Here is a 20,746-nt window from a genome sequence, read left to right as displayed (position 1 = left end):
GAATCCTTTCGAGTCGGTCAGGTATTGCGGCCACCGTTGACGCCGATGACCTGACCGGTGATGTAGCCGGCCTCGGCACTTACCAGGAACGCGCAGGTGGCGGCGATATCCTCGGGCTGGCCGATCCGGCCCACCGGGGTCGCGGCCACTTGATTGTCCAGGTCGAATACCCCTCGACGCAGACTCTCGCGCATCATGGGGGTTTCTATGAAGCCGGGCGGAATCGTGTTGACGGTAATGCCTTTTCGGCCGTATTCGAGTGCCAGCACTTTGGTCAGACCGACCACGCCCGCCTTCGACGAGACGTAGGCCGCCATACCGGGAACACCCGAATGCATGCTCGACGACGAGATATTGACGATGCGCCCCCAGCCTTCGTCGATCATGTCCGGCAGCACCGCCTGGCAGCAGTCGAACGTCCCGGTGAGGTTGACCGCGAGCACCCGGTTCCAGGTCTCGGCGGTGATATCGAGGAAGGGGCCGGCGATGGTGACCCCGGCGCTGTTCACCAGAATGGTCGGCTTGCCCAGCCTGCCGCGAACCTCGGCGACACCGGCATCGATGGCGGCGCGATCGGCCACATCGATGGGCAGACCGATGGCCCGGCCACCGGCGGTCTCGATCGCGGCGGCCGCAGCCTCGGCAGCAGCACCGTCGAGATCGAAGATCGCCACCAGCACACCATCGTCCGCCAAACGACGGGCGGTCGCGCCGCCGATACCGGAAGCGCCGCCCGTGACGATGGCTGTACGGGTGGGAATGCTTGTGCGAGAGCTCATTTGATCGACTCCTCGCCGACGACGGTGGATCGGTGCATCCGGCGCGGCAGGTTTCGGTCGAATTCGCAGGCCCGATGGATCAGGCCGGTGTTGTCCCAGATCACCATGTCGCCCACCGACCAGGTGTGCTTGTACACCCGGTCGGGCGCGGTGGCGCGTGCCGTCAGATCGTCCAGCAGTGCTCGGCCCTGCTCGGGTTCCATCCCGACGATATGTGACGCGGAAGCACCGAATACCAACGACTTTCGGCCCGTCCGATGCGTCCACACCAGCGGATGTGCGCGGTCGGGCCATCGTGCCCAGTCCGCCTCCTGCTCAGGCGTCGGATTCGGGTTGGTGAGCCGCTGGATCCGGGCCATCCGGTGAATTACCTGGAGGTCGGCGAAGCGCTCCCGCTCCGCCGAGCACAGTGCGTCGTAGGCGGCGTAGGTGCTGGCGAATGCCGTTTCGCCGCCCTTGTCGGTGATCACATGGGCGCTCATGATCGAGGCTTTGGCAGGGACCTCGTCCATGGCTCCGTCGATATGCCAGTAGTCGTTGCTGGGGTAGTACTTCGCATTCGGATTGTCCGGGTCGAAGCTGATGATCATGACGTTCGGATTCGGATAATTGGGAAATCGAGCCAGCGGCCCCAACTTCCGAGCGAACGCCACCTGGGCATCGTCACCGGCGTGCAATTCGCGAAACAGCAATACACTGTGCCGCTCGAGCAGTTCGAGACATCGGGCGGGCAGATCGTCGTCACCGACCAGTCGCTCGACATCGACGTCGAGGATCTCCACTCCGACCGTCGCACTCAGCTTCTTCGTGACAAGCGGGGCCATCCATCGCTCCTACCGGTCCGCGTATCCGAGAATGCCCTTGATTTCCAGATATTCGTCGAAACCGAATTCGCCCCATTCGCGACCGTTGCCGCTCTTGCGATAACCGCCGAACGGGCAGGCGAAGTCGAAGGCATCATTGATCGATACCCAACCGGCGCGGATGCGGCGGGCGACAGTGCGGGCCCGGTCGAGATCCGCACCCGCCACATTGCCTGCCAGCCCGTACTCGGTGTCGTTGGCTATCGCCACGGCGTCGTCGATGTCGTTGTAGCCGAGAATCGATAGCACCGGCCCGAAGATCTCCTCGCGGGCGATCGTCATATCGTTGGTGACATTCGCGAATACGGTGGGTTTGACGTAGTAGCCCTTGTCCAGCCCGTCTGGGCGGCCGGTGCCGCCGATCACCAGCGTGGCGCCCTCATTGATGCCCTGCTGGATCAGCGCCTGGATCTTGTCGAACTGCGATCCGGACACCACCGGTCCGATCGCGGCGTCGCCGTTCGGATCGCCCACCGTGACTTGCACGGCCGCCGCGTGTGCTGCCTCGACGGCCTCTGCCATGCGGCTGCGCGGGACCAGCATACGCGTTGTGGCACTGCAGGTTTGGCCGGAGTTGAGCATCACCCCGGATACGCCCCTGCCGACATTGTCGGCGAAGTCGGAGTCGTCGAGGATGAGGTTCGGGCTCTTGCCGCCGAGTTCCTGAGTCACTCGCTTGACTGTCGGCGCGGCATTGCGGGCGATATCGATGCCCGCGCGGGTGGAACCGGTGAAGGAGATCAGGTCGACATCCGGATGTGCCGACAGCGGCACGCCGACGTTCGGGCCGTCGCCCTGCACCAGATTGAACACACCGGCGGGAACTCCTGCGGCATCGAGGATTTCGGCGAAGATCTGCCCGGTGAACGGCGCCTGCTCCGAGGGCTTGAGCACCGCGGTGCAGCCGGTCGCCAGGGCTGGAAATACCTTCACCGCAATCTGATTCAATGGCCAGTTCCACGGTGTGATCAGGCCGCAGACCCCGATCGGCTCCTTGACGATCAGGGTTTGCCCGCGCTGCACGGTGAAAGCGAAGGTTTCCAGCACCTCGATCGCCTTGGCGAGATGACCGGCCGCGAGGTCCAATTGGAAACCATTCGCCAGCCCGGCCGGCGCGCCCATCTCCTCGGTCAGCGCGGCGCCCAGATCGTCGCGGCGCTTCTGGTACGCGTCCGCGATGGCGCGCAGTACATCCAGTCGTTCGGGCACACCGGTTTCCGACCACGCGGGGAACGCCGCACGGGCGGCCGCGGCCGCGCGGTCGACATCAGCTGCGGAGCCGAATGCGACTGTGCCGCAGACCTCTTCGGTCGCGGGGTTGACGACCTCGAATGTCCGTTCCTGCGCCGCCTCGACCCACTGCCCGTCGATATAGAACTTCGAATACCTACCCATCACTGCATTCCTTCCGCGTACCAGGTGCGGAACTCGTCATAACTCGGCATCTCCTCCGAATTCGCCTTCGGATCCACCGCGACGTGGATGACTCCCGGTTTGCCGCTGGCATAGGCCCGTTTGATCGCCGGGGCGATATCTTCGTCGCGCTCGACGTATTCGCCGTAGCAGCCGAAGCCCTCGGCGACCTTGTCCAGGCGGGTGCTCGTGCTCCAGTGCACGCCTGTCTCGAGTGATCCCTGGCCGAAAGTGCGCTTGTAGACGCCGACTTCGAGACCCCAGGCGTAGTCGACCCCGACAACGACAACCAGCGGCAGATTCAGCCGGGCCGCCGTCTCCAACTCGGCGATCTGGAATTGGAACGACGAATCTCCGGTGATGAGCATGACCGGACGTTTGCGGCCTTCGGCCACCGATGCGCCGACCGCGTAGGGCAGGCCGGTACCCAGATGCCCGAAGTTCTGGTTCCAGATCACGTCGTGCGGCTTGGCCTGGGAATAGGTCCAGCCGAATATCGTGGTGGCGCCGCCGTCGCGGACCATGATGCCCTCCGGCGGGAACGCCTTGGTGGCCTCGACGATCAGGCGTGCGGGATGGACGGGGGAGGCGCCGGAAGGGGCGGTCTCGGCGAGTTCGGCCAGTCGGGCCGCATCCCGCTCGATCCAGCCCGCCAGTTCGGGGGAGGCCGTGCGCGGTGAATCCCGCAGCGCCGCAACCAATTGCGGGACGATCGCGCGCAGGTCACCGACCAGCGGCACGTCGATAGGCCGGTTCACGCCGATCGCGGTGGGGTCCTGCTCGACGAGGATCCACTTGCGGTCGGCCTCGCCCGCGACCCAGTGCCGGCCTCGGCCGTAATGCACCGGCTCACCGAGTTCGGTGCCGATGGCCAGGGCCAGATCCGATTGCACCACGGCTTCGACCGCCGACGGCGAGAAGCCATAGGGGAAGGTGCGGTCCTCGAGACCCTCGATATAGGACGTGCCACCGGAGGTCTGAATGACCGGTGCCGCCATGAGGTCCGCGAGTGCCTTGACCGAAGCACCCGCGCGGGCGGTGTGCACACCGTGGCCGACAAGCAGGACCGGCTGCCGCGCCGCGCGGATCAGCTCGACGGCCGCGGCGATCTTGTCCGGTCCCGCGGTCTGACCGACGAGGCGATACCTCTCGGGTAGCAATGCCGGTGCGACGTCGAGCTCTTCGGTGATGACGTGCGACGGATACTCGATATAGACCGGCCCCGGCGTCCCGCTGAGTGCCTTGCGCAGGCCCTCCCGGATGATTTCATCGGTCTGATCCGCGTATTCGATGCTCGCCGCATACTTCACCGACGGTTCGAACAGCCCGGACTGCTTCACGAACTGGATCCGCCCGCGACGTACCCGCTGCTCGGTAATGCGGGCGCGCTGTCCGCCGAGGAAGATGACCGGCGAGTTCTCCACTTTGGCGCACATCATGGCGCCCGCCAGATTGGCGACGCCGGGACCGAGCGTGCCGATGCACACCGCCGCTTTGCCGGTCATCCGCGAGACCGCCTCGGCCATGAAACCGGCGGACTCTTCGTGGTGCGGTGCCACGACCTGCCAGCCGCGCTCTTCGGCGCGATGGAACAGGTGCACGAAGTTGGGGTCCGGGATGCCGAACAGGGTATTGATTCCTTCGGCCTCGAACAGGTCCAGAATGCGCTCGTAAACCTTGACGCTCATGCCTGCGCCTCGCTGGCGCTCGGCTCCGGCATGACCGCCATGACGGCTGTGTTGATTGTTCGCTCGCTCATGCTCACTTCCATTCCGTTGCCATCGCGAAGCTGCGCCCGATGTGTTCGCCGAAGGCGGACGGCACCGGTGGCAGCACCCAGGAGTTCCCGGTATCGCGGATCTCGTCGATGCGCGCGCCGACCTCGTCGATGGTCCAGGACGGCTGATATACCCCCGGCGTCTCGGCGATATAGGCGCGCGCCACCCGTCCGGCGATTGATACCAGCAATTCCCCACTGACGGAACAGGATTCGTGGGCCAGCCACCCCACGGTCGGTGCCACCAGCTCGGGACGCATATCCGGGTAGGCAGAGGTATCGAGGCCTTCGGCCAGCCGGGTCAGCGCGGCCGGAACGATGACATTCGATTTGACGCCGACCTCAGCCCCCTCCAATGCGACCACATTGGACAGTCCGATCACACCGGCCTTGGCGACCGCATAGTTGGCGACCGCCAGGTTGCCGTAGATGCCGCCGATCGAGGACGTCAGTACCACTCGGCCGTAGCCCGCCTGGCTCATCCGGGGGAACGCCGCCCGCACCATGTGAAAGGCGCCGCGCAGGTGCACGTCCACAACGGCATCGAAATCCTCGTAGCTCAATTCGGTCAATGAGCCGTAGCGCACGTTGCCCGCGTTGTGGATGAGAATGTCGATACGGCCGTAGGCATCCAGCGCGGTATCGATGATCGCCTGACCGCCCGCGGGGGTGGCGACCGAATCGGTGGACGCGACCGCCGTGCCACCGGCCTCGGTGATCGCCCGCACCGCCTCGGCCGCGACATTGCCCGCGGCGTCGTCGCCGCGCACGGTGCCGCCGACATCGTTGACCACGACCTTCGCGCCATGGGCGGCGAGTAATTCGGCATATGCGCGCCCCAAACCACGTCCGGCGCCGGTGATTACGGCGACGCGATCGTCGAATCTCAGTTCCGACAAAGGGTTTCCTCTCCCGATAGGTCGATAGCCGTCACTCGCTCAGCGTCAGGCCCCGCAGGTCGCCCGCATCGCGCCAGGCCTGCAGCAACTCCTCGAGTACGTAGAAGCCACCCCAGAAGGGGTCACCGAGGAACGAACGCCCGTTCGGCTCGCCCTCGGCGTTGTAGTAGCCGGGTGTGCATTCCATGACGAAGGTGCTGTTGTCGAAGGCGTTCGCCCGGATCGTCCGGACCCACTCCGCCTCGGCTTCCGCCGTCGGCTCCACGATGGTCGCGCTACGGTGCTGCGCCTCTTTGATGATGTAGGCGATGTGATCGGCCTGCTGCTCGAACATCAGGGTCGTCGCCGCGGTCACACCGCCCTGGATGAAACCGGTGGCGAAGTGGTTGGGGAAGCCGTGCGCCATGACGCCGTGCAGCGTGCGGAATCCCTTGCCCCAGTGGTCGTAGAGCGACTTGCCTTCGCGGCCCGCGAACGGCTCGATATCGAGTTGGCGGTCCAGGCCGGTGGTGATCTCGAAGCCGCTCGCGAAGATGATGCAGTCGACCTCGTACTCGAAACCGCCTGCGACAACTCCCTTTTCGGTAATACGCTCGACACCCTTGGTCTGCGATACATCGACCAGCGTGACGTTCGGGCGATTGAAGGTCGGTAGGTAATCGTCGTTGAAGACCGGCCGCTTGCACATATTGCGGTAGTACGGCTTCAGCTTTTCCGCTGTCTGCGGATCCCGGACTATCTCCTCGACGCGCCGCCGGAGCCGTTCCATCGCCCGGTAGTCCTCGTCTTCCTTCCACTCCATGAACTTCTCGGGCGTCAGCTCCGCCCAGCGATTACCGCGATTCAGCTTGGCGGCCAGGTTGCGGGCGACCTCGGTCCAACCATCGCAGATGAGGTCCGGTTCGCCGGGGGAGTAGAAGGCGAAGGCCGCGTTGTGGAAGTTGCGCTGCCGCTCGGCCCGCCAGCCCGGTTGCAGCGTCCGCACCCACTCGGGATCGGTCGGGTGGTTGTCGCGTTCGAAGATGTAGGACGGCGTCCGCTGGAAAACGGTCAGATGTCGGGCACCGCGCGCGAGGTGCGGAATCGCTTGGACGCCACTGGCGCCTGTGCCGATGACGGCGATCCGCTTGTCGGCGATTCTGTCCAACCCGCCGTGCAGGTCGCCACCGGTGTACTCATAGTCCCAGCGCGCCGTGTGGAAGGTGTGCCCCTCGAAGTCGGTGATGCCGGGAATGCCAGGCAGTTTCGGCCGGTTGTACGGCCCCTGGCACATGACGACGAAGCGGGCGCGGATCTGATCGCCGCGGTTGGTGCCGATGTGCCAGCGCTCGAGCTGCTCATCCCATGCCAGCGAGCGGATCAGGGTATGGAAGATCGCCTTCTCGTAGAGGCCGAAATGCTTTCCGATGCGCTGGGCGTGTTCGAAGCATTCGTCGCCGTGGGAGAACTTCTCCTTCGGCATGAAGCCGGTTTCCTCGAGCAGCGGGAGATAGCAATAGGAATCCGAGTCGACCTGGATGCCCGGGTAGCGGTTCCAGTACCAGACACCGCCGAAATCGCCGCCCAATTCGATGATGCGGAAGTCGGCGACACCGGCCTGTAGTAAGCGGTGTGCGGTGATGAGACCCGCGAAACCGCCACCGATTACCACTACCTCGATGTCATCGCTGATCGGCTGCCGCGGCACGACCGGGAGGTGCGGATCGCCCTCGTAGAACTCCGCGAATTCGTTCTCGGCCTGCAGGTACTGGTTCCCGCCGTCGGGGCGCAGGCGTTTGTCCCGCTCCACCAGATACTTCGCTCTGAGGGCCGATTTATCGACCTCGGGGGTCTGCGTGGGTGCGCAGTCTCGCATGCCAATTCCTTTGTTACTGCTGATGATTCGGGTCGACAGGGATCTCGGAAAGGGCGGGCGTCAGCGCAGTTCGTGCGGTTCACCGGTGCCCATATATTTGGCCAAGTTGTGGTGCAGGTTGACGATGGTGCGTTCGCGATACGGGTTGGGTCTGGGGCCGGAGAAACCGCGCGACTTCATGCCCTGCTGGACCGCGGCCATATTGTCGAAGTCCTGCGGCAGCACCGTCCGCCAGTCCTTATCGCCGACCGGTGTGTAGATCCACTCCGTTTCCGGTTCCTCGCCCGCCGGGAAGAGTTCGAATACCGCGGCCTCGAAAATGCATTTATCGGGGTCGTAGCCGTAGGGCCGAAATCGGTAGCACAGCATGTTGTTCAGCGCATGGCCGATCTGAAAATTGGGAAAGATCTGCCAGGCCGTGCCGCTCTTCGCGACGGTTTCGGGGTCGACGGTCGGCCAGATCACGCCGCGCTCGGCATCCTCGCGCCGGCACGTGTCCAGCCAATACCGCAGCACCTCGGTCGCGGGCGTGCCTTCGGGCAGTTCGTCGGCCAGCCGATTGGCGACGGCGACCATCGACTCGGTGGTGTTGGTATTGGCGTTGTCCCACGTGAAGTTCTGCAGCTGGGCGGTGGACAGTCGAGCGTCGGGGCCGCTGCCGATCCGCAGCTTGCCCTGGTTCTCCTCCATACCTTTCGGCGCGTCGTAGCCGATATTGCTGTGCTTGCCCTGGGCCCGTCCCCAGCCGAGGAAGTTGCCGAAGTTCATGAACTCCGGGTGGGTGTAGGGCACGTGGTAGGTCTCCATGAACGCCTCGAAGGCGACCTTCCAATTGCAGTCGAAGGTCAGCCACCGCCGCCACCGGTAGCGCATATTCTCCAGGTGGAAGGGGTCGAGCAGACCGGCCGCGGGTTCCAGATACTCCCGCAGCGGTTCGCATTCCGGATCCATATTGATCCAGACCCAGCCGCCCCAGGTGTCGATCGCGACTCGCTGCAGCCCATCGTTGCGCTCGGTCAGCCCGCAGGTCCAGTCCGCGCGTTCCGGTACGAAGGTGTTCTCGCCCTCCAGGTTGTAGCGCCACCCGTGGAAACCGCAGACGAACTGTTTGCGGCTGCCGCGGGCATCGTGCGCGCCCGGCGGGGTGTCGATCAGTCGGCGGCCCCGGTGCGCGCAGACGTTGTAGTAGGCACGAATGGTGTCCGGCGCGGTGCGCAGGATGATGAACGAGTCGTCGAGGATGTCGTAGGTCAGAAAATCACCGACCCGTGGAATCTCTTCCACCCGACAGACCTGTTGCCACACCTTGGCCCACAGCCTGTCCCGCTCGGCGCGGGCGTACTGCTCGGACAGATACGCTTCCACGCCGATCGTCATCGGCGTCGATAACGGCTCGACCGCCGCTTGCGCGTTCTCGACGGTTTCGGTCATGGCATTCTCCTGGTGTCAGTGGGTGATTGCCGCGCGGAACGACTCGTCCTCGAGAAATAGGGAGGTATTGTCGGCGCCCAGGTGGGGCCATTTGAGATTCAGACCGCCGTCCACGAGCAGCGTCTGCCCGGTGATGTAGCTCGACAACTCGGACAGCAGGAACAGAATCGCTCCTGCTTGTTCATGCGGCCGGCCGCGGCGGCCCATCGCGATGGCCCGGCGGTCGCGCTCGGCATCGTCGCCGACATAGGCGCCCGAGGCGGGCGTTTCCGTCACGCCGGGGGCGACGGCATTGACCCGGATATCGTCCAGCGCCAGTTCGACGGCCATGGTCCGGGTGGCCGCCACCAGCGCGGCTTTGGCTGTGCCGTAAGCGATATGGAACGGCGCGGTGTTCATACCGCTGATCGATGAGATCGAGACGATCGAACCCGGACGGCCCCGCGACTTCAGCTTCGCCGCGACCGCCTGGCTCATGAAGAACATCGTTTCGAGGTTCTGGGTGAACAGGGCCCGCCAGTCGTCGCGGGTCACCCGGGTCGAGGGCATCCAGGTCGACGGCGCGGCGCCGCCTGCGACATTGACCAGCCCGTACAGTTCGCCGTCGAGCTGTCGCGCCCGCTCCAGCACCGTGGCGACGCCGACGTCGGTGGACGCGTCGGCCGCCACCGGCAGGACCGAAAGTCCCTCGGCAGCAAGCGGTTCGACGTGCTTACCGAGATTTTCCGCGGATCGGCTCACCGCGAGCACGGTGGCCCCGGCCCGGGCGACCATGCGGGTTACCGCGGTGCCGATGCCGCCGCCGCCCGCGCCGGAGACGATGACAATGCGTCCGCCGAGGCCGAAGAAGTCGTTGTCCGCGTTGGTCATAACGGGCTCATTCGGTCCGGCGCAGCGCCATGACACTGCCCTCGGCGTCGGCGGAAAGGTAGAGCGTGCCATCCGGACCGGCGGCGATCCCGGCGAAGGGTCCCTGCGGTCCGGAGAACGGCGGCAAACCGTGCAGGGGTTTGGGCGTTACTCCGGCCGGTGCGCCGACCGGCAGGTCACGGGCGATGATCCGGCGGGCGTTGGTGGTCAGATCGACACTGATCAGTGTTTTGGCTCCGGCGTCGACCACGAACAGTTCTCCGTCGCGGACGAGGATGCCTTGCGGTTTTTCCAGGCCGTCTACCACCGTGTCGGTCCCGGTGCCGGTGATCGAAATGATCCGTCCCGCACCGGATTCGGAGACCAGACAGGTGCCGTCCGGGCCGAAGGTGACGCCGAGCGGCTCGTTCAGCCCCGTAGCCAGCACCTCGACCGTGCCGGACCGGATCGACAGCACCCGTCCCTGGCCGAGTTCGGCGGTCACGACGGCCCCGCCCGGGGCCACTGCCACGCCGTAGAGTTGGTCGAATCCCTCGGCCAGCACTTCGGTTTCGGATGCACCGGTCAGGTAGCGGCCCACCTCACCGTTCGCGGTGGTGACGATGAATTCGCCTGGGCCGACGGCGATTACGCCACGGAGGAAGCCCGGGTAGCCCGGTGTGAAGAGCATCCCGACCGTCTGCGGTTCGGCGCCGGGCGGTAGCGAGTAGAAGTAGGTGCCGTCGGCGACATAGAGGATTCCGTCGGAGCCGACGGTCAGATCCAGCGGCCAATTCAGGCCGCCCGGAAGCGTTTCCCGGGTTTCACCTCCGCCGAGGATTTCGGTGATCGCGCCGGTGAAGTGCGAGACGAACAGCCGACCGTCGACGAAGGTGCAATTGTCCAGCCCCGGCGTCAGGGCGGCCAACACCTGGCGTTCACCGTTGCGAGGATTGATGCGCAGCACCTCGCCGCTGGCCACCTGGGTGGAGACGATGAATCCTTCGGCGTCGAATTTCACCGAGTCGGGGACGCCGAGATCGCCGACGACGCGTTCGGGTTCGCCACCTTCGGGATCGATGCGCCAGATGTCGTTGGTCCCCATCACCGGGTAGTACAGAAGGCCGTCGGGGCCGACTTCCATGGCATTCGGCATCGCGATGTGCTCCACGAGGACGCGCGGTGCACTGCCGTCGAGCGGCAGTTCCATCAGGCGCCCGCCGACCCGGCATTCGTTCACGAACAGCCGCCCCTGATGCACTGTGATGCCGTTGGCGCTGGGCAGATCATCGCGCAGTAGCCGACTGCGGCCGTCGGTGCCGCGCGCACTGACCCGGCCGTCCATCACCTCGGTGGCGTAGAGATTGCCCGCGTCGTCGAAGGCGACGTCATCGGGTGCGATGATGTCGCCGCCCTTGGCGCTGATGGTCTCCACCTGTCCGGTGCTGACGTCCAGGGCGCTGATCGTGCTGCCGGTCACCTGGGCGACGTAGATGCGGCCGTCGGGACCGGTGCGTAATCCGTTGGCGCCGAACAGTCGGCTCGGCGGTGTGAGTCGTTCCAGACTCCAGCCCGGGGCGAGAGTTACTGGTGCGGTGCTGGTATAGCGCGCCCCTCGAGTCAAGGCGGGGCCTCCCATGCGAAGAGAAGGTCGATGTCCACGATGTGGTGCTGCACGCCGGACGGGGCCGGTTGTCGTGACGCAGGCCACTTTTCGTGGGCTCACGCTACTTCAATCCTCATAAGGATAGCAATACTTGACTGGTCGAATTTCACCAGTCGACATTCTGAGTTTCGAGAATCTCGTTCTCGGTGGTGTTCAGTCGAATGCGTGCCGCGGCAGGGTGGTCGGCATATCGAGGGAACTGAGCAGCCCGGTCCGCGCGTCCACCACGAACGGGATGGCGTTCACGACACGCATCGCGGTCGCGGTCATCGCGGCGTGTCCTGCCCCGTGCCCCTCGGCTGCGCCAAGGTTCATCGCGCAGTGGATATCCGGATCGCCCTCGATGTCGACCCGGTAGGTGGCATCGAACTCCGATGTCGTCCAGTCCGGCGCCACCTCGCGAGACATCCGGATGATGTGCTTGATCACGATCGCTACCCGGCCGTTCACGACGCCCGCGGCTCGGGTGCGCACGGCGCCGCAGGTTCCGGCGGCGATCGTGCCGAAGGCGACTTCGATATCTCGCTCCGTCGTTTGCCGATCGAGCGCTCCGTGCACCTGCTCCACCTCGACGCCCAGCCCTTCGGCGATCAGGTAGATCGGTGCTCGCCAAGCCATTTCGATGAATCCCGGGGTCGCGAGCATCGGTTCGAAATCCAGCGGTCTGCCGAAACCCATCCCGTCCATCATCACGTCGGCCACCGGGTAGTGGTCGTTCAACGCGACTTCGGTCGCCTTGACGCATCGGATCTTCTTGGACTGCGTGGCCAAGAGCAACGCCAGGTGATCCGACCCGAATCCCGGAAAGATGCCGGACGCATAGAACGACGCATTGCCGGACTTCGCAGCGGCCTCGAGTTGGTCGCGCCATTCGGGCGAGTAGTACGCCGGGGGATACACCAAACTGGTGGAAGTCGTTGATACGACATTGATCCCCGCCTCGAGTAACCGGACGTAGTCGGGAACCGCACCGGCGTCGCGTTCGGGTCCGCTGGCGGCGTACACGACGCAGTCGGGTCGCAGCGCGATCAGGGCGTCGGCATCGTTGGTGGCCGTGATGCCGAGTGGTTCGCCGCCGATCAATTCGCCGACATCGCTGCCCATCTTGTCCGTGGAGTGGACCCACACGCCAACGAGTTCGAGATCCGGCCGTCGTCGGATGGCGTCGATCGCGATCGAGCCGACGCCGCCGGTCGACCAGACAACCGTTCGCAAAGGAGTTGTCACGGAGACTCCCAACCTAAAATTTGTTCAAAGTGGACCGGCCAGGGTGCCGCGCTGCCGGTTCTTACGAATCAACCTGCTCGGTCGATGACGCCGCGCAATACGGTGTCGCGGACGTGAATCTGGGATGCGTGAGTCCCGATATCCCGCAGGATGTTCTCCGGGATCCAACCCACGACGATTACACAGCGGGCGAGCATCTCGTTCGACGGACTGTCGACCTTGATCTCATTCGACCGAATCGCTTCGGCGAGCAATGTTTTCATCTGTCGCACCCGCTTTGTGAAGAGCCAGCCCGGATTCGGGGTGTCGGGCGGCGACTGCCGCATCCATGCCAGTTGGATGCGGAACTCGTCACCGAAACGCTCGAGCGCGTTGGTATTGATCCAGCTCAGCGCATCCAGCTTCTCGACAACCGAGGCATCCGACCGCAGGACATTCGTCCAGCCGAGGCCGATCTTCTCGCCGAAGGACTGCATGATCGAGGCGAGCAGCTCCTCCTTCGAGCCGATCAGCCAGTACACGGTTCCGGTGCCGAGTCCCGCGGCCGACGCGATATCGCGGACGGTCGTATTCTCATATCCGCGGCGACCGAATTCGGCCCGCGCGACCGCGCGGACACGAGCCGCCTTGTTATCGGGCTCGCTCTCCTCGGACCAGCTCCGGACGACTTCGTCGGCGGCGAGGAAGGCGGCGGAACGGTCGAGCTCCGCATCGGTGTGTTGCCGTGTGGCCAAACCCTCCAACAGAATTCGGCACAACAAGGTGGCCACCTGATCCGGCGATCCCTTGTGCCGGATGACGTCCAAACCGACCTGCAGCATCGTCTGACAGATCCGATCGGCCAGTATCGGCAGATCGACATCGGCCCTCAGGTAGCCGCTCCACCTCGCGGCGCGCAGGGTTTGCAGCATTGCCTCGAGTACGGCGGTCGGTCGCTGCCTGGTCAATTCGACGAGTTCGGGTTTCGAGCTCGGCCCCTCGTAGAACGACATCTGCAGTGCGGCACGATGGGCGACCGCGCACTGCGCGATCGCCGAACCGAGCTCGACGATTCGGTCGAAAGGCGGTCGCGAGTCCGGATGATTCAACCGGTCCTGTGCCCGCTGCGCGACCTGGTCCAGGTCCGCGTGATAGCGGCGCAGCAGTTCGACGAGGATGGCTTCCTTGGATTCGAAATGGTGGTACAGGCTGCCGGGGAGGATGCCGCACGCGTCGGCGATCTCCTGCAGCGACGTGCGCAGCCCCGATGTTGCGATCAGGGATGCGGCGGTCTGCAGGATCTCGGTGCGTCGGGTGCCGTCGTCGTAGGCGTGGCCGATATGGGCGGCGATGGCGCGCGGCTGCACATCGCGCTGCGCCGGCTTGCCCTGGCCACGCGCCACAGCACCTCCCCGACACCTCGCCGCCGTGATGGGGCCCCTGACAAACTGGGGTACCCAATGTTTGTTCAACGGTAGCAGAGGGTCTCAAGCCGACGGCGTCGGTAGTTGCCGGGCCAGGTCGAGGACCGTCACGGTATCGGTGCCGGTCTTCTTGAGGCGTTCGGATGAACGGAATCCCAGGTCGACGTCGGCGGCCTGCGCTCGGAGTGCGCCGACCGTGGCGTCCTGCTTGGACAGATGCTTGAACATGTCGAAGGAGTACAGCCGCAACGCATTCGCGTGGGTGATCCTGTCGATCTCGTCGTCGGGCACACCGTCGAGGTAATCGGCCAGCGTCTCCGGAGCCAGTGGCCACGTCGAGTCCGAATGCGGGTAATCGCATTCCCAGGCGACCATGTCGAGGTTGAGTTTGTGCCGGTTCTCGACGCCGAAGCCGTCGTCGATGAAGCACAGTGCGATGCGTTCGAGGAAGACCTCGCTGGGCAGCCGGTCGCCGAAGTTCTGGTGTGTCCACGCGCGGTGCATCTTGTACACCCGGTCGACGCGTTCGAGGAAGTACGGCACCCAGCCGATCCCGCCCTCGGATAGCGCGAAGGTCAGATCCGGGAATTTGCGCAGCATCGGCGACCAGATGAGGTCGGCGGCGGCTTGCACGATGCTCATGGGCTGCAAGGTCATCATCACGTCGACCGGTGCGTCGATCGAGGTGATGACCACGCTCGACGAGGAGCCGATATGCAGGTTGACCACGGTGTTCTCGTCGCTGCACGCCTGCCAGAACGGATCCCAGTGCGGGTCGTGCAGTGACGGATAGTTCAGTTTGGTCGGATTCTCCGAGAAGGTCACGGCGTGGCAGCCCTTCTTCGCCACCCGCCGCACTTCCTCGGCCATGAGTTCCGGATCCCAGATCGGGGGCAGCGCCTGCGGGATCATTCGACCCGGGTAGGTGCCGCACCACTCGTCGATGTGCCAGTCGTTGTAGGCGCGCAGTACGGCCAGGCCCAGATCCTTGTCCTTGGCGCGGGCGAAGTACTGCCCGCAGAATTGCGGATAGGACGGGAAATTCAACGCCGCGGCAACGCCATTGGCATTCATATCGCGGATGCGCTCGTGGATGTTGTAGCAGCCGTCGCGGATCTCGCTGAGTTTGGTCGGCTCGGCGCCGTACTCGTCCGGGGGGCGGCCCGCGACCGCGTTCAGGCCGACATTGGTGGCTTCCTGGCCCTCGAACACCCACGCGTCGGTGCCGTCTGCTCGCTGTATGAGCTTGGGCACGTCGTTTTTGTACTTGGCGGGGATGTGGTTGTCGAACATGTCCGGCGGTTCGACGAGATGATCGTCGACCGAGACGAGTACGAAGTCGTTCATGTCCATACCGCGCTCCTTGTCATCCGTTCGTTCGGACTGTAGCTCTGAACAGATATTTGGTCAACGGTCGATGGATCGCCTTGCGAACGATTACGATCCGAACAAAAGTTAGGTGTTGTGAGGAGTCGTCAGATGGCCGATGAACTGACACAGGGCGTCAAGGATGCGCAGGCCAGATTCGATGCGGGCATGGGTGCCGACGGCGATGCGTCGCCGTATCCGATGCTGGCCGACTTGCGGGCGCGGGCGGCGGTGCATCCGGGGTGGCCGGAGATGTCCATATTCGACAATCCGGCAGACGGCCGGCAGATCTTTTCGGCATATACCTTCGACGCGGTGAAGTCCGTATTCACCGACAACAAGACCTTCAGCACACGGTGCTACGAGGCGATCGTGCGTCCGCTGCAGGGTCCGACGATCCTCGAGATGCAGGAACCCGAGCATCAGATCTATCGCAAGCTGCACGAATTCGCTTTCGCCCGTTCGTCGATGCGGCAATGGTATGGGACCGATAGTGATTGACCGACCGATCCATCCGTCGCTAGTGTCTGAACAAATATTAGGTTGGGATTGCGGCCAACGACACGGAGGTTCTATGCCGAACGAATCGCGCAGCGTTGTCATCACCGGGGCTTCGAGGGGGCTGGGACTCGCCTCCGCGGCGTATCTCTACCGGCAGGGGTGGCGAGTTGTCGCAGCCATGCGTTCCGTCGATACCGGGCTCGATCAGTTACGCGCGAAAACCGGTGCACAACAGGGTGATCCGCGCTTGATCGGCGTTCGGCTCGACCTGACCGACCCGTCGTCGATCGAGGAGGCCGCGGCTGCCATCGTCCGTGCGGTCGGTGCTCCCTACGCGGTGGTGCACAACGCCGGTGTCTCCGCGGCCGGAATGGTCGAGGAGACACCGGTGAGCTTGTGGGAGCGGATGTTCGTGACCAACCTGTTCGGCCCGGTGGCACTCACCAAGGCGCTCCTACCTGCGATGCGGGCGGCGGGCCGTGGGCGCATCGTGTTGGTTTCCAGCCAGGCCGGTGTGCGGGGAATGCCCGCTACGGCAGCGTATTCCGCGGTCAAGGGGGCACTCGAGCGATGGGGTGAATCGATGGCCATCGAGGTCGCGCCGTTCGGCGTCGGTGTCACGGTCCTGGTCTCGGGCACCTACGACACCGACATCATCACCGACGCGGGGACCACCGATTGCCGTGATCTCGACGGGCCGTACGCCCGCCATCACCGCACCATGGACCGGCGCGGGCGGGCGGCGATGAAGCACGCGGCCCGCTCGCCGGAACAGTTCGCCGCCGGACTCGCCCGAGCGCTCGGCGGCACCGCACCGTTTGTACGCCGCGCAGTGGGCCCGGATGCGCGAATGCTGTTGATCGCCAGTCGCGTTCTGCCCACTGTGGCCTTGCACCACCTGACCCGTTTGATGCTGGGGATTCCACGATCCGGTGCCGCGAGCCACCCTCGACCGGCCGACCTCCAGTCGCATGAGAGCGAGAGAAATGCCTGACACTGTGTTTACCCACCCCGCCGGCTCCCATCCCCGGGTTCGTTTCGAATCGAGGATGTTGATCGACGGGGAGCTCGTCGACGGCCGGGCCGGGACATTCGACAACATCAACCCCGCCACCGAGGAGGTGCTCGGTGCGGTCGCCGACGCGTCGGAACTCGATATGCGGGTGGCCATCGATGCGGCCCGCCGAGCCTTCGACGAAACGGCCTGGTCTACCGATCATGCCGTCCGACAACGCTGTCTGCTGCAGTTGCAGGATGCATTGGAGTCCGAGCGGGAGGAATTGCGCGAGGAACTCATACTCGAGGCCGGCTGCCCGCGGGCGATCACGATGGGTCCGCAACTGGACGCGCCACTGGCGGATGCGCTCAGGTATCCGGCCGAGCTGATCGATAGTTATCCGTGGCGAACCTCCCTCGGTGATGCCCTGGTGTCGGTCACGGGCGTGCACACGACCAGGCAGGTCTGGCGTGAGCCGGTCGGCGTCGTCGGCGCGATCGTGCCGTGGAACTTCCCCTTCGAGGTCACCATCCACAAGGTCGGTCAAGCACTGGCGACGGGCAACACCGTCGTGCTGAAGCCCGCACCGGACACCCCGTTCAATGCCACCAGGCTCGGCCGGTTGATCGCCGAAAAGACCGACATACCACCGGGTGTGGTGAATGTCGTCACCGCATCGGATCATCTGGTCGGTGAGGAGCTGACGCTGTCCGGGAAGGTCGACATGATCTCCTTCACCGGTTCCACCGCCGTCGGTAAACGGATCATGGCGAAGGGCGCGGCGACAATGAAGCGCCTGTTCCTCGAGCTCGGCGGCAAGTCGGCGACCATCGTCCTGGAGGACGCCGACCTGGCCTTGGGCTGCATGATGGGTATTGCGCCGTGCATGCACGCCGGCCAGGGCTGCGCCAATCCCACTCGACTGTTGTTGCCGCGGTCGAGGTATGACGAGGGGGTTGCGATTCTGAAGGCGATGTATGAGGGGGTCGCACCGGGCGACCCGCAGGATCCCGCCACGCTGTGCGGTCCGGTCATCTCCGATAAGCAACGCAGCCGCATTCGCGGCTATATCCGGACCGGCATCGACGAAGGCGCCACGCTGCTCGTCGGCGGCGCCGAGCAACCAAAAGGCTTCGACAGGGGATTCTTCGTCGAGCCAACGCTTTTCGTCGATGTGGACAACTCGATGACCATCGCCCAGGAAGAGATCTTCGGTCCGGTGCTGGTCGTCATTCCCTACGACGACGAGGACGATGCGGTTCGCATAGCCAACGACAGCCCGTACGGCCTCGCGGGCAACGTGATGTCGGGATCCGTGGAGCACGCACTTGCCGTGGCCGCACGATTGCGCGCGGGCTTCATCGGCATCAACGGCACCGCGGGTTACGGCGCGGACACCCCGTTCGGCGGATACAAGGCCAGCGGTGTGGGACGCCAGAACGGCATCGCCGGATTCGACCAGTACACCGAGCTCAAATCCATCGCCTTTCCCGCGGTGTGACGAAAGGGATCGAATTCGCCCGACGACGCATGACCGCACCGCTGAGCGAAATCTAGATCCGTGGTCCCCGACTGGCCTGGATCGCCTGGCGTGCCATGTCGGAGGTGGCGTTGACGATGCCGTTGTCGAATCGCTCCAGTACCAATGCTTGGGTCGCGGTGAGGTGGGCCCGATAGAGCCGTTCCGCCGCCTCGGCCCGTCCGGCCGCGATTTCCTTCAGGAGGCGGCGGTGGGTGCGAACGGATTCCTCGGACTCGGCCGCGGAGGGGTATTCACCGCGTTTGGTGAGTACCTCGGCCCACGCCTCCTCCTGCGACGACCACAGTGCGACGAGGCTGCTGACCACGTAGCGGATCGTCGCGTTCGGGGTGAAAGAGACGATGAGATCGTGGAAGTCGCGCGCGGTATGGGTGAAGGGCAGGCCTTCGCCGATCAATGCCGCGGATGCCTCGATATTGGCCTCGAGTGCGGGCACGACCACCTCGGCGCGGTCTTCGCGGCGAGCGCATTCGGCGGCGCACATGGGCTCCAATGTCCGCAGGCCCGCGGCGAGATCGCCCAGCGTGACCCGGGCGCCCTGGAGCGCGAGACCGAGGTGATATGCCGCCGACGATTGGTCCGGGCGGTGCACCTCGGCGCCGCCGACATTGCCACGACGGACGGTGACCAGGCCCTCGGTCTCCAGGATTCGCAGTGCCTCTCGGATCGAGGGGTAGCTGACACCGAAATCCTGCACCAGCTGATCCTGGGTGGGGAGCCGGTAGTCGTCGTCGCCGGAGAGGATGCGTGCGCGCAGCTCCGCGGCGACGCTCTCCGCGATGCGGCGTTGCGGAATCCGGCCGCGCCGGGCGTTGGTCACGCGGACCGCCATTCGTCCATCGTCACGCAAGCCGCCTTTCGTCCATGCAGGGAGTTTACTCATAGGCTCGTGACCATTCAAATATTGCTATCCTTATGAGGATTGACGTAATGTCCGCCGTATGGACTTCACGATGGGTGAGGCCGCCGCCGAGCTACGCAGTGAGCTGCGCCGGCTGGTAGCCGCCGAGGTCTCCGCGGACTTTCTCGGCGCTTTCACCGACGATCCCGCGGATCTCGCTGTCGCCCAGCGGTTTTCCCGCATTCTTGCCGACCGCGGTCTGCTGTGTCTGGCCTGGCCGGAAGAATTCGGTGGTCGCGGCGCCTCGGTATGGGAACAGACCGTGGTCCGGGAAGAGATGTGGGCGCACCACGAGCCGCGCGGTGCGCAATATATGGGCGTCAACTGGGTGGGCCCGACCATCATGCGACACGGCACCCCGGAACAGCAGCGCAAGCATCTGCCGCCGATCGCACGCGGCGAGGTGATCTGGTGCCAGGGTTTCAGCGAGCCCGATGCCGGTTCCGATCTCGCATCGCTGCGCACGGCGGCCCGCCGCGACGGCGACGGCTGGCGCATCTCCGGTCAGAAGATCTGGACCTCCTACGCCACCATGGCGCAGTGGTGTTTCCTGCTCGCGCGGACCTCGAAGGGGGAGCGCAAGCAGCAGGGGTTGACCGTCTTCCTGCTACCGATGTCGGATCCGGGCATCGAGGTTCGCCCCATTCGGTCCATGCTCGGACCACATCACCTCAACGAGGTCTTCTTCGACGGCGTCCGGGCCACCGAGGCCGATGTGCTCGGCCGAGTCGGCGACGGCTGGCCGGTGGTGCAGGAAGTGCTGGCCTTCGAGCGGGTCGGCATTGCCCGATATGCCCGCTGTGAACGCTTGCTGCAGGCCGCGCCCGCGGTATTGGGCGAGCGCTGGGACGAGTTGCCCCGTGAGCTGCGCGGCAGTTGGGCGCGCCTGCTCACACACTGCCGACGGGCCCGCCTGCTCGCCTACCAGGTCCTGTCGCTGCAGAGCGCTGGGCAGGTCGCACCCGGCGACGCCGCGGCCTATCGCATCGCGGTGACACGGCTCGACCAGGACAGCGCCGCGGTGCTTTCCGAGATCGCCGCATTCGCCGCCGCGGATGATCAAGCGCAACATCGGTTCCGACGTGCCGTGGAGGATCACTGGCGGTACGCCAACGCCGCGACGGTCGCCTCGGGAAGTATCGAGATGCAGCGGATTCTGCTGGCACGGTCGCTGCTGCGAGCGCCCGGCCGCGCGGGGGAGGCGGCATGAAAATCGAACTATGTTCGGAGGCGCGGGAATTCGGTAGATCGGTGCTGCAGGCGGTCGGGGACGACGG

Annotated in this window: 16 protein-coding genes and 1 pseudogene; 4 read left to right on the top strand and 13 right to left on the bottom strand. The window is 65.0% G+C overall.

Translation table 11 applies throughout. The annotated features are described in order from the left end of the window. Positions 1–17: 17 nt before the first annotated feature. The 12 genes from OIE68_RS18760 to OIE68_RS18705 all read right to left on the bottom strand — a co-directional run bounded on the left by OIE68_RS18760 (position 18) and on the right by OIE68_RS18705 (position 15,515). Positions 18–779: a 3-oxoacyl-ACP reductase FabG gene (locus OIE68_RS18760; protein WP_327100658.1), complete on the bottom strand. Its 762-nt coding sequence runs from the start codon at positions 777–779 to the stop codon at positions 18–20. Continuing rightward, a complete protein-coding gene (locus OIE68_RS18755) occupies positions 776–1,603 on the bottom strand; it encodes a TauD/TfdA family dioxygenase (RefSeq protein ID WP_327100657.1) in 828 nt (275 codons plus the stop codon). Before OIE68_RS18755 ends, OIE68_RS18760 begins: the two co-directional genes overlap by 4 nt. A gap of 9 nt (positions 1,604–1,612) precedes the next feature. Next, positions 1,613–3,037 carry an aldehyde dehydrogenase family protein gene (locus tag OIE68_RS18750; RefSeq protein ID WP_327100656.1) on the bottom strand — a complete coding sequence of 475 codons (1,425 nt, stop codon included), beginning with the start codon at positions 3,035–3,037 and terminating at the stop codon, positions 1,613–1,615. Beyond that, positions 3,037–4,743 carry a thiamine pyrophosphate-binding protein gene (locus tag OIE68_RS18745; RefSeq protein WP_327100655.1) on the bottom strand — a complete coding sequence of 569 codons (1,707 nt, stop codon included), beginning with the start codon at positions 4,741–4,743 and terminating at the stop codon, positions 3,037–3,039. Before OIE68_RS18745 ends, OIE68_RS18750 begins: the two co-directional genes overlap by 1 nt. Positions 4,744–4,816: 73 nt before the next feature. Next, positions 4,817–5,731, bottom strand: a complete 915-nt coding sequence (locus OIE68_RS18740; RefSeq protein ID WP_327100654.1) for an SDR family NAD(P)-dependent oxidoreductase — start codon at positions 5,729–5,731, stop codon at positions 4,817–4,819. A 31-nt stretch (positions 5,732–5,762) separates the two neighbouring features. After that, positions 5,763–7,586 carry an NAD(P)/FAD-dependent oxidoreductase gene (locus OIE68_RS18735; protein WP_327100653.1) on the bottom strand — a complete coding sequence of 608 codons (1,824 nt, stop codon included), beginning with the start codon at positions 7,584–7,586 and terminating at the stop codon, positions 5,763–5,765. 60 nt (positions 7,587–7,646) lie between these two features. After that, on the bottom strand, positions 7,647–9,017 hold the full coding sequence (locus tag OIE68_RS18730; protein ID WP_327100652.1) for an aromatic ring-hydroxylating dioxygenase subunit alpha: 1,371 nt from the start codon (positions 9,015–9,017) through the stop codon (positions 7,647–7,649). Positions 9,018–9,032: 15 nt separating this feature from the next. After that, on the bottom strand, positions 9,033–9,887 hold the full coding sequence (locus OIE68_RS18725) for an SDR family oxidoreductase (RefSeq protein WP_327100651.1): 855 nt from the start codon (positions 9,885–9,887) through the stop codon (positions 9,033–9,035). A 7-nt stretch (positions 9,888–9,894) separates the two neighbouring features. Then, positions 9,895–11,505 (bottom strand): SMP-30/gluconolactonase/LRE family protein, encoded by a 1,611-nt coding sequence (locus OIE68_RS18720; RefSeq protein WP_419150716.1) that lies wholly within the window; start codon positions 11,503–11,505, stop codon positions 9,895–9,897. A gap of 180 nt (positions 11,506–11,685) precedes the next feature. Continuing rightward, the gene (locus OIE68_RS18715; RefSeq protein ID WP_327100649.1) at positions 11,686–12,759 is read right to left on the bottom strand and encodes a dihydrodipicolinate reductase; all 1,074 of its coding nucleotides are present in this window, start codon (positions 12,757–12,759) and stop codon (positions 11,686–11,688) included. A gap of 68 nt (positions 12,760–12,827) precedes the next feature. After that, positions 12,828–14,105 (bottom strand): TetR/AcrR family transcriptional regulator, encoded by a 1,278-nt coding sequence (locus OIE68_RS18710; protein ID WP_327101716.1) that lies wholly within the window; start codon positions 14,103–14,105, stop codon positions 12,828–12,830. Positions 14,106–14,225: 120 nt separating this feature from the next. Next, a complete protein-coding gene (locus tag OIE68_RS18705; protein ID WP_327100648.1) occupies positions 14,226–15,515 on the bottom strand; it encodes an amidohydrolase family protein in 1,290 nt (429 codons plus the stop codon). 126 nt (positions 15,516–15,641) lie between these two features. Between OIE68_RS18705 and OIE68_RS18700 the strand changes: the two are divergent. The 3 genes and pseudogenes from OIE68_RS18700 to OIE68_RS18690 all read left to right on the top strand — a co-directional run. Next, a pseudogene (locus OIE68_RS18700) lies at positions 15,642–16,010 on the top strand (cytochrome P450); the annotation flags it as partial. Between the two features lie 94 nt (positions 16,011–16,104). Beyond that, the gene (locus OIE68_RS18695) at positions 16,105–17,025 is read left to right on the top strand and encodes an SDR family oxidoreductase (RefSeq protein WP_327100647.1); all 921 of its coding nucleotides are present in this window, start codon (positions 16,105–16,107) and stop codon (positions 17,023–17,025) included. 55 nt (positions 17,026–17,080) lie between these two features. After that, complete coding sequence (locus OIE68_RS18690) at positions 17,081–18,529, top strand: aldehyde dehydrogenase family protein (protein WP_327100646.1); 1,449 nt, start codon at positions 17,081–17,083, stop codon at positions 18,527–18,529. A gap of 52 nt (positions 18,530–18,581) precedes the next feature. On the opposite strand, the gene OIE68_RS18685 is transcribed toward OIE68_RS18690, so the two are convergent. Further along, complete coding sequence (locus OIE68_RS18685) at positions 18,582–19,400, bottom strand: FadR/GntR family transcriptional regulator (protein ID WP_327100645.1); 819 nt, start codon at positions 19,398–19,400, stop codon at positions 18,582–18,584. 109 nt (positions 19,401–19,509) lie between these two features. Between OIE68_RS18685 and OIE68_RS18680 the strand changes: the two genes are divergently transcribed. After that, positions 19,510–20,679 carry an acyl-CoA dehydrogenase family protein gene (locus OIE68_RS18680; RefSeq protein WP_327100644.1) on the top strand — a complete coding sequence of 390 codons (1,170 nt, stop codon included), beginning with the start codon at positions 19,510–19,512 and terminating at the stop codon, positions 20,677–20,679. Positions 20,680–20,746: the final 67 nt, after the last annotated feature.

Origin of the sequence: Nocardia vinacea (assembly GCF_035920345.1) — a bacterium.
GTDB classification, from domain to species: Bacteria; Actinomycetota; Actinomycetes; order Mycobacteriales; family Mycobacteriaceae; genus Nocardia; species Nocardia vinacea_A.
Note: the sequence above shows the minus strand (reverse complement) of the source record. Positions and strands in the feature narration are given on the sequence as shown.

What these genes read in the sequence shown, in the direction of transcription:
- OIE68_RS18755 (WP_327100657.1), bottom strand. Translation starts at nt 1,603, where the DNA reads ATGGCCCCGCTTGTCACGAAGAAGCTGAGTGCGACGGTCGGAGTGGAG.
- OIE68_RS18725 (WP_327100651.1), bottom strand. Translation starts at nt 9,887, where the DNA reads ATGACCAACGCGGACAACGACTTCTTCGGCCTCGGCGGACGCATTGTC.
- OIE68_RS18730 (WP_327100652.1), bottom strand. Translation starts at nt 9,017, where the DNA reads ATGACCGAAACCGTCGAGAACGCGCAAGCGGCGGTCGAGCCGTTATCG.
- OIE68_RS18745 (WP_327100655.1), bottom strand. Translation starts at nt 4,743, where the DNA reads ATGAGCGTCAAGGTTTACGAGCGCATTCTGGACCTGTTCGAGGCCGAA.
- OIE68_RS18705 (WP_327100648.1), bottom strand. Translation starts at nt 15,515, where the DNA reads ATGGACATGAACGACTTCGTACTCGTCTCGGTCGACGATCATCTCGTC.
- OIE68_RS18735 (WP_327100653.1), bottom strand. Translation starts at nt 7,586, where the DNA reads ATGCGAGACTGCGCACCCACGCAGACCCCCGAGGTCGATAAATCGGCC.
- OIE68_RS18695 (WP_327100647.1), top strand. Translation starts at nt 16,105, where the DNA reads ATGCCGAACGAATCGCGCAGCGTTGTCATCACCGGGGCTTCGAGGGGG.
- OIE68_RS18685 (WP_327100645.1), bottom strand. Translation starts at nt 19,400, where the DNA reads ATGGCGGTCCGCGTGACCAACGCCCGGCGCGGCCGGATTCCGCAACGC.
- OIE68_RS18750 (WP_327100656.1), bottom strand. Translation starts at nt 3,037, where the DNA reads ATGGGTAGGTATTCGAAGTTCTATATCGACGGGCAGTGGGTCGAGGCG.
- OIE68_RS18760 (WP_327100658.1), bottom strand. Translation starts at nt 779, where the DNA reads ATGAGCTCTCGCACAAGCATTCCCACCCGTACAGCCATCGTCACGGGC.
- OIE68_RS18690 (WP_327100646.1), top strand. Translation starts at nt 17,081, where the DNA reads ATGTTGATCGACGGGGAGCTCGTCGACGGCCGGGCCGGGACATTCGAC.
- OIE68_RS18680 (WP_327100644.1), top strand. Translation starts at nt 19,510, where the DNA reads ATGGACTTCACGATGGGTGAGGCCGCCGCCGAGCTACGCAGTGAGCTG.
- OIE68_RS18720 (WP_419150716.1), bottom strand. Translation starts at nt 11,505, where the DNA reads ATGGGAGGCCCCGCCTTGACTCGAGGGGCGCGCTATACCAGCACCGCA.